Source organism: Labrys sedimenti, assembly GCF_034424805.1.
Classification (GTDB): domain Bacteria; phylum Pseudomonadota; class Alphaproteobacteria; order Rhizobiales; family Labraceae; genus Labrys; species Labrys sedimenti.
The window spans coordinates 69,481-78,191 of sequence record NZ_JAXOUF010000023.1 but is presented as its reverse complement, the minus strand read 5'-3'; the positions used below and the strand labels follow the sequence as shown (position 1 = coordinate 78,191).

At 62.9% G+C, this 8,711-nt stretch carries 7 protein-coding genes and 1 pseudogene; 5 read left to right on the top strand and 3 right to left on the bottom strand.

The window, feature by feature from the left end; all coding sequences use genetic code 11:
• The 3 genes and pseudogenes from U1R88_RS31455 to U1R88_RS31445 form a co-directional block, all read left to right on the top strand.
• Nucleotides 1-118: pseudogene (locus U1R88_RS31455) on the top strand (succinate--CoA ligase subunit alpha); the annotation flags it as partial.
• 416 nt (nt 119-534) lie between these two features.
• Entirely contained in the window at nt 535-1,269 is a 735-nt protein-coding gene (locus U1R88_RS31450) for a GntR family transcriptional regulator (protein WP_068285903.1), read from the top strand.
• 175 nt (nt 1,270-1,444) lie between these two features.
• Complete coding sequence (locus U1R88_RS31445) at nt 1,445-2,443, top strand: NAD(P)H-quinone oxidoreductase (RefSeq protein ID WP_322434837.1); 999 nt, start codon at nt 1,445-1,447, stop codon at nt 2,441-2,443.
• A 293-nt stretch (nt 2,444-2,736) separates the two neighbouring features.
• On the opposite strand, the gene U1R88_RS31440 is transcribed toward U1R88_RS31445, so the two are convergent.
• Nucleotides 2,737-3,036: a DUF4242 domain-containing protein gene (locus tag U1R88_RS31440; RefSeq protein ID WP_322434836.1), complete on the bottom strand. Its 300-nt coding sequence runs from the start codon at nt 3,034-3,036 to the stop codon at nt 2,737-2,739.
• A gap of 161 nt (nt 3,037-3,197) precedes the next feature.
• Complete coding sequence (locus U1R88_RS31435; protein WP_322434835.1) at nt 3,198-4,976, bottom strand: winged helix-turn-helix domain-containing protein; 1,779 nt, start codon at nt 4,974-4,976, stop codon at nt 3,198-3,200.
• A 134-nt stretch (nt 4,977-5,110) separates the two neighbouring features.
• Between U1R88_RS31435 and U1R88_RS31430 the strand changes: the two genes are divergently transcribed.
• Nucleotides 5,111-6,232, top strand: coding sequence for a DMT family transporter (locus U1R88_RS31430; protein WP_322434834.1), 1,122 nt, complete (start codon nt 5,111-5,113; stop codon nt 6,230-6,232).
• Between the two features lie 2 nt (nt 6,233-6,234).
• On the top strand, nt 6,235-7,734 hold the full coding sequence (locus tag U1R88_RS31425; protein WP_322434833.1) for a pyridoxal-phosphate dependent enzyme: 1,500 nt from the start codon (nt 6,235-6,237) through the stop codon (nt 7,732-7,734).
• A gap of 262 nt (nt 7,735-7,996) precedes the next feature.
• Here U1R88_RS31425 and U1R88_RS31420 read toward each other — a convergent pair whose 3' ends face one another.
• The gene (locus U1R88_RS31420) at nt 7,997-8,437 is read right to left on the bottom strand and encodes a Ros/MucR family transcriptional regulator (RefSeq protein WP_068285940.1); all 441 of its coding nucleotides are present in this window, start codon (nt 8,435-8,437) and stop codon (nt 7,997-7,999) included.
• Nucleotides 8,438-8,711: the final 274 nt, after the last annotated feature.

Genomic DNA, 8,711 nt, shown 5'->3' with positions numbered 1-8,711 from the left:
CGCCGCTCTCGAAGCCGCAGGCGTCAGGGTCTCTCCCTCCCCCGCACGCCTCGGTACCACGCTCACCGAACTGCTGAGCGACTGGTCGCCCCGGCGCCGGCAGGCGGCCACGGGTTGAGCCGACGCTTCCCAAACACTCATGAATGCCGGTCCCCCGACATTCACCATACCGCCTTCTCCCGGGCGGTATGGGCCTTTCTTTCCGGTGGCGGGCGCGCAGCGGCGCAAGCCCGCCGCCACAACAACCACGAACTGCGACGAGGAAGCCACGACGACAAAATCGCCATCGAACGCTCGATCCGGGTGTGATCGGCTCGAGGGCGAGCTGTAAACCGTTTTAGGTATACCTAATGCAAGACCGGATGGCGTATATGCGTTATGAAGAACGTGGCGCTGTCTGATCCGGCTGAAGCAAAGCGCGTTTGAACGAAACGCTCTTTGCTCCGGCTGCTGATTCCGACGCGTCTTTGCGATTCCTGGCGATTTCGCCAAATCATAAAGTACGCTTTGGGCGATTTGAGAGAGGAAGAGTTCGTGGCTCCAAAAATTCAAGCGCGTTGGCCGATTGCCGACGAATCCACTCCCGAACTGGTGCTGGAACGTTTCTCTCCGGAACAGACCTACAAGACCAAGGTCTATACCGCGCTCAAGCATGCCATCGCCAATATGGACATCTACTCTTCGCCCGAGCCGACCTGGATCGACGAGCGCCAGCTTTCCGAGCGCCTGGGCGTCAGCCGCACGCCGGTTCGCGAGGCCATCGCCATGCTCGAGCAGCAGGGCTTCGTCAAATCCCTGCCCCGGCGGGGCATCATCGTGCTGAAGAAGACCAAGCGCGAGGTGATCGAGATGATCCAGGCCTGGGCGGCGCTGGAAAGCATGGCTGTGCGCCTGATCTGCCAGCGCGCCAGCGACCGGGAAATCGCGCGGTTGCGCACGATCTTCCAGGAATTCAACGACGCCCACAAGCCGGCCGACTATCCGCACGAATATTCGACCGCCAATATCCGCTTCCACCAGACCATGATCGAGCTCTCCGGCTCGCAGATCCTGGCCGAGATGACCGAGAACCTCGTGCTGCATGTGCGCGGCATCCGCCAGATCACCATCGGCCGTGACGATCGCGCCAGCAAGTCGATCGTCGATCACCTCAACATCATCGAGGCCCTCGAAAAGCGCGACATCGCCAAGGCCGAAGCCTATGCCCGCGACCATACGCTGGGCCTGGCGGATTATGTCGCCAAGCATAGCGACGGCATCTTCGACTGACACTGCAGCCGAGACGCCTTGCGATTTGGCTGAACGGCCGGGAATCGCAAAGACGCATCGAAGCAAAGCGTTGGAGCACGAAGGCGTTTTTACGCAAACGAGCTTTGCTTCGGGACAAGCGATCAAGGCAGACAGCATTGATCGCTCCCCTGCCCTGATACGATTGGAAGCCGCCATGCCCGACCTGCCCGCAACCATGACCGCCATCGCCATCAGCCGGCCCGGCGGCCCCGAAGTGCTGGTGCCGGATGAGCGTCCGGTGCCGCGCCCCGGCGACGACGAGATTCTCATCCGCGTTGCGGCCGCCGGCGTCAACCGCCCGGACGTGCTGCAGCGCGCCGGCGCCTATCCCCCGCCCAAGGATGCCTCCGACCTGCCGGGATTGGAAGTTGCCGGCGAGGTCATCGCCATCGGCCCGAAGGTTGCCCGATGGAAGGTCGGCGACAAGGTCACCGCCCTCACCCCCGGCGGTGGCTATGCGCCCTATGCCGTGACGGACGCCGGCCACGCCTTGCCGGTCCCTGACGGCCTCGACATGGTCCAGGCCGCCGCCATCCCCGAAACCTTCTTCACCGTCTGGCACAATGTGTTCCAGCGCGGCCGGCTGCAGAGTGGTGAAACCCTCCTCATTCATGGTGGCTCCTCCGGCATCGGCACCACGGCGATCATGCTGGCCAAGGCCTTCGGCGCCACCGTCATCGTCACCGCGGGCTCACCGGAGAAATGCGAGATCTGCCGCAAGCTCGGTGCCGATATCGCCATCGACTACAAGGCCGAGGACTGGAGCGCGGCCGTCAAGCAGGCCACGGACAAGCGCGGCCCCGACGTCATCTTGGACATGGTGGGCGGCAGCTACATCGCCAAGAACTACGAGGTGGCGGCGCTGGAAGGCCGCATCGTCAACATCGCCTTCCTACAGGGCTCGAAGGTCGAGATCGACTTCGTGCGGCTGATGACCAAGCGCCTGAGCCATATGGGTTCCACCCTGAGGGCCCAATCGGTGGCGGCCAAGGCGGCCATCGCAGCGGCAGTGGAAGAGCATGCCTGGCCCCTGCTGGCGCAGGGACGCTGCCGCCCGCTGATCCACGCCGTCTTCCCCCTGGCGGAAGCGGCCAAGGCGCATGCCCTGATGGAAAGCAGCAGCCACAGCGGAAAGATCGTGCTTACCGTTTAAGCCGCACCGGGCCGTCGACCAGTCACGCCGCCTGTTCAGGGCAGCCTTGCCTGCCTATTCGGACTTCGCGGCGTTGCACGATACGTTCGGATTATTATCGGCGAAGTGGCCAGCCGGATTTCGCTTCCAGGCCCAGATGTGCAGCTCGTAGAATGGATCCAAACCATAGCGGTTGGGCGCGCTGTTGAAGTTGAAGAGCCCAACAGCCACGTTTCATTTTACTCTCCGATTGAATGAGCTCTGGGCAGGACTTCGTGCACCGGCGGCCATGTGGACCGCACGGTGCCGATATTTCAGACGGCTTCGGCCGGCACGGGATCCGGACGCACGACGACCGTGGTCGCCACCGGATAGAATTCCTCGCCCGGCATGCCGACACGGCGCGCATGCTCGCGAATGGCAGCCCCGTCCTTGGCCTCATAGATGCAAAACGTGCCGACGCGACCGTCCGGTTCGTTCACCACATAGCTGCGGATCCAGCGAACCCGGTCCGACATCTGTTCATTTCCGATCTGGGCCGATTTGGCGCCGGCCTTTTCCAGCTCGGCGAGCGAGGCCCAGGCGCTTGGCCGGCGAATGACATAAAGCTGCATTGTCGTCGTTCCCTTCGAATGGCCGGGCATTACCCGAGCCATGCCGTGTTGCAGCCACGCACCATGCGTGACGAAGTGGAACCTAAGGGCGAGGTGGCCTGGCCGTCCTTACCGGCGGCTGATCTAGCAATGATCATTCACCAAGGCCGGCAACGGTCAGACTATGCTTGTGCGACCCGGTGGGGCGGTGGAGCGGAAATCAATTTCGGTTGCAGTTCGGCTGCCAACATCCGAAGCCGGCGGGAGCCAATGCGGACGGCGGTGCGTTCTGCCGCGGCCATCTCGGTCCGTGCCGCAGCGATGTCCCCCGCTACAATCAGGATGCCGGCGAGTTCCAGCCGGACACGGGCCGCGTGGTACTCAATTCCGGCGCTGGTCCACAGCTGGCGGGCGAGCACCAGAAACCGGATCGCTTCATTGTCGCTCGCAAGCAGATAGTGCGCCTCGTTGATGAGTGCATGCACGGCCGGCTGCGTCCAGCGGTCGGATTGTCCTTCCAGTTCGGCCAATGCCCCGGAAGCGATCTCGCGAAGGCCGCCCAATGCCGCGATGCGCATCTTGTGCGCCAGAAGGATTCCACGCCGCTGGATATGGTACCAGCTCGCACCATCGAGCACCCGGTCGAGCGCCGCGAGGGCTACACCCACCTGGCCCGTTTCCGCCAGCAGGACCGCGTTTCCGGGCTCGGCATCCCAACCCGCGGCATAGGCGGCGGCGTAGTCCTTCCGAGCGTCGTCCAGATCACCGATCATCGCTCGAATGTCGCCGCGGACGCGGTAGCCGTCGCCTATCGACCAGGCCTCCTCCTCCGAGAGTTTCGGCAGAGCCTGGTCGATCGCCGCGAGCGCGCCGGTCAAGTCGCGTTGCGCCCCGAGGATCTCGGCGCGATGCAGATCGCAACTTCCCGGTATGGTGGCGTAACTTGCCTCGCTCCAGCTGTCGAAGCCTTCGCTCCATTGCCGGGCGCGCGACCAGTCGGGGAACGTACGGCAACTCCACAGGATGTTGCAGTAGACAAGGCTTCCGAAAACCGGATCCACATTGCTCGACAAGGCAATGGCCGCGGCATGGTTCTGCTGGTTCACCCCTTGTTCGATGCGGCCAAGCGAGATGTTGTAGAAGCCCATATAGACAAGCGTGAGTGCGATCAGGCCCTGATCGCCACAGGCATTGGCTGCGCTGTGCGATTGCAATGACAGTTCGAGCGCCTCCGCGGCGCGGCCCTGGAAGATTACCTGGCGAGCCTTCATCCATAAAAGGTAGGCGGTGGTGCGCGGGTCTTCCAGGTCCCCCAGAAGGGCTTCAGCCCGCCCCATCCAGCCGGAGGCGGCGGCCGGGGCGGAGCGCTCCAACTCGAGTTTGGCGATTGTTACAGCGGCCCGTGCGGCCATGTTGGGCCGCCCCTCGGCGACATAGGCGGCAAGCGCGCGGGTCAGCACCGGGATCGCCGCGGCAGGGCGGCCTTGGCATTCCACCGCCAGTGCCCACGCATCGATGTCTGCCGCACAGAGCTGTCCATCGGCATCGAGCCTCTCGAAGACCATCGCGGCGCCGGGCCAGTCCTTGGCCTTGGCAAGCGCCAGAGCCTGGGCACGATCGGACTCCTGCACGTCGAATTCCGGAACAGCGGCACCAACGCTCGCCTCGTCGATCGCAAAACGGTAGCCGTGCCGGACATAGCTGCGGATCGCATTCTCGAGCCCTCCGGCAGACAGGGCCGCGCGGGCCAGGCTGACGGCGCGCTGGAGGGATGCTTCGGTGACATGGAGATTTGGCCACAAGGCATCCATCAATTCGTCTTTCGGGACGACGCGGCCAGCATTTCGGACGAGATAGACCAGAAGATCGAAGACGCGCGGCTGCAGCTTTTGCGCAGCTCCCCGCAACCTGAGAGCGCGCGCGTCCTCATCGAGTTCAAAGAATCCGAAACGGTGCAGCATCGAGGCCGGTCTCAGTAGAAGCGCGCAAAACTCGGAATGATCAGCAAACGATCAGCCGCCGATAAGGACTAGCTTCGGCGTTCATCGCAATTTCGCAGTCACATTACGAAACCAGACTGCGGATGAAAAGCAACATGCCCGAACTTCACCAAAGCAGGCTGTCGATGCCGAGCGCCAGCCTGGTCCTGCGCGCAAGAGCGTTGGCATCGCAGGCAGCTGCACTTTTCCGGTTTCTTCGTCGGCCCACCCTGGCGACCAGTGCGGGCGGCTATCTCTCGGGGCTCGGCGCGGCAGTGATCTGGAGCGGTTGGTGGACCGTGACACGCCTCGGCGTGGTCAGTGATCTTGCTGCCGCCGACCTTGCCGCCCTGCGATTTGGCATTTCGGGTCTTCTGTTCCTGCCCCTCATCTGGCGCGAATGGCCGACCATAAGGCTGGTAGCGCCTCTGCAGTTATTGTTCATGGCCGTCGGCGCCGGCGCGCCTTATGCGCTCGTCGCAGCCACTGGCGTCAGACTGACATCGGCCGGTCTTGGCGGCGCAATCACCGTCGGCCTCCTGCCGGCGTTCACATTGATCCTGTCCGTGCTGTTCTTGCGCGAGCCGGTTACACGGGTGCTGATTGCCGGCATTGCCTGCATCGTCGCGGGCGCAGGCTGCGTGATCGCCGGTACATGGAATGCCGGCTATGACGGCTCCGGCTTCGGCTTCTTCGTCGTCGGGGCTCTCATGTGGGCGGGCTACACCGTTTCGCTCAGACGTACGGGATTACAGCCTCTGACCGCGACGGCGATCATTTGCGTCGCATCGCTGCTGCTCTACACACCGGTCTGGCTGATCATATCCGGTCCGGGACATCTGTTCGCGGCCGCCCCTCGGGACCTGTTGCTGCAGACTATCTACCAGTCTCTGCTGTCGGCCATTGCCGCGCTCTACTGCTACGGCCAGGCGATCCGGCGGCTTGGCGCAACGCGCGCCTCCGTCTTTGCGGCAATCGTGCCGCTGTTTTCGGTGATCATAGCGGCAGTCGCCCTGCATGAGAGCCCGAGCATGGCTGAGGCAGCCGGTGCAGCGCTGCTGACCGTCGGTGCAATCGTCGCAGCACGAAAAACCGGCACCCGGCCACGACCGCCCCTGTTGTCGGGAAAGCACCAGCCTTGCTTTCCGACGGACGGGCCTCCGGCAGGCATCACCCGGTTCAAGCACTCGGCATCGCTACTGACTCGCAATGGTCCCAACGCCCCTGAAAGGAAATGATCATGCCCGACATCTACAGCTCCATTCTCGAAACCATCGGCAATACGCCCGTGATACGCCTGGCCCGCCTCGAGCCGAAGGGGATCGAACTTTACGCCAAACTCGAAGCATTCAACCCGCTTGGCTCCGTCAAGGACCGGCTGGCTCTCGGCGTCATCGAAGCTGCCGAGCGCGACGGCAGGCTACAGCCGGGCCAGACCGTCATCGAGGCAACGAGCGGCAATACCGGCATAGGCCTGGCGATGGTCTGCGCCCGCAAGGGCTACCCGCTGGTCATCGTGATGGCCGAGAGCTTCTCGGTCGAACGCCGGAAGCTGATGCGGTTCCTCGGTGCCCAAGTCGTGCTGACCCCTGCATCCGAGAAAGGAACCGGAATGGTCGAGAAGGCCCGCGAGCTTGCGGCGGCGCATGGATGGTTCTGGACCCGCCAGTTCGAGAACGAGGCAAACGCCGATGTTCACAGCGACACCACCGCGCGGGAGATATTGCGAGATTTTGGAGGGAGCGGCCCCGACTATTTCGTCACCGGAGCGGGCACCGGCGGTACGCTGAAGGGGGTGGCGCGGGTCCTGCGAGCCGAGAGCCCGAACACGCGGATCATCGTGGCAGAGCCTGAAAACGCCCCGATGCTAGCGAGCGGCATCGGTCAGCAATACAAGAGCGACGCCACCCCGGCCGCAAGCCATCCCCTGTTCCGCCCGCATCCCATGCAGGGATGGAGCCCGGACTTCATTCCCAAACTGACCGCAGGTGCCGTCGACTCGAACCTGATCGACGTCATCCAGCCCGTGGGCGGTTCGCAGGCCTTGCGTCTGGCCCGGGAACTCGCACGGCAGGAGGGCATTTTCTGCGGTGTCACGGGCGGTGCGACATTGGCGGCAGCGCTCGAAGTCGCGAAGACGGCGCGGCCAGGCAGCCGGATCCTGTTCATGGTGCCCGACACCGGCGAGCGCTACCTCTCGACACCGCTGTTCGAGGCAATCGGACAGGAGATGGATGCGGCCGAGCAAGAAATCTCGAACTCGACTCCACTATGCCGCTTCGGTGTCCCTGCATCGCAGCCTGCCGCGGTTTCCGTAGCAGCGGTCGATCCGGCGCCCGATCATGCTCGCAGCTTCGTCGAACAGGCTATCGGGGATCCCGGTCAACCCGTGGTGATGTTCGCCCTGGAATGGTGCGAGTTCTGCTGGGCCGTGCGCAGGTTCCTGAAAGACCTCGGCGTCCCCTTCCGTTCCGTCGATCTTGATTCGGTGACAATGCAGGCTGGCGGCCTTGGCGGCGACATCCGCAGAGTGCTGCGCATCATGGCCGGCGCAGCCACGATCCCGCAGATCTTCATCGGCGGCGTTCATGTTGGCGGTTCGGTCGATCTCCTTCAACTCCACGATGCGGGCAAACTCGTGTCGATGCTCGGCAAGGCCGGCGTCACGCCGACAGGCGACACTACGCTGACGGCACGGAGTTACCTGCCTCAATGGCTCGCCGCGCGGCCCGCCGCATGATGTCCAGCACGTCTCATCCCGAACGCGAGCCCAGGGTGATCTTCCTCGATCTCATCGAGGTCGGAAGCGATCGAGACTGGCGGTGAGGCACGAAGGTCCCCCCACGATCTCCGCTCTGGTCGCGAAGGCTGAAGCTGAGGCTTCCTGCTGCGGCACGAGGCAGCCGCAGCGCCATGGCGGTTTTGGTCAAACGCAAAAAGGCCGGAGGGACCTCGCATGGGGTCCCTCCGGCCTTTTGCACGAGATGTGACGAAAAGCGCCCTCAACCAGCCTTGGCGGTCTTGGCTGGCGGGGTATTACGTCCCCAGCGCAACGACCCGAGGCCTGCGGCCTTGGCGAGGCGGGATCGTTCTGCAGCATAATTGGGTGCAACCATGGGATAGTCCTCCGCGAGGCCCCATTTGCTACGGTATTCCTCCGGCGACATATTGTATTTGCTACGCAGATGCCGCCTCAGCGATTTGAACTTCTGGCCATCTTCCAGGCAGACGATGAAATCGGGCGTCACGGACTTGCGTACTGGTACAGCTGGACGCAACGGTGTCGCTTCCTCGACTACCGGCTGCTCGCGAAGCTTGGACAAGCTGTCATGAACCATTGATATGAAAGATGGCAATCCGTCCGTCGGAATAGAATTGTTGGCGACGTAAGCTGCGACGATATCCACCGTAACATCGATTAAATTATTGTCAGCTTCCTGCATATCCGGAACGATCCCCGAGTTACGTTTGATGAAAGCAGCATTTTGCCACGTTGGGACAAAAAAGCACATTACATTTCGTTATAGTTAGGAACCTCTGCCTGGACCGACTACCGACGACCGCGACATATTGAGGCAGCCTGATAGCTAAGCCGGGAATATTTGCCCAAATACCATCCCTCCTCATTCGTCAGACATGCGTTGGTGACTTGACGCAGGATAACCCGTGCGATCGCCACACCTCCTCTCCCAACTGGCATCTGCGCCCCGAGTTGCA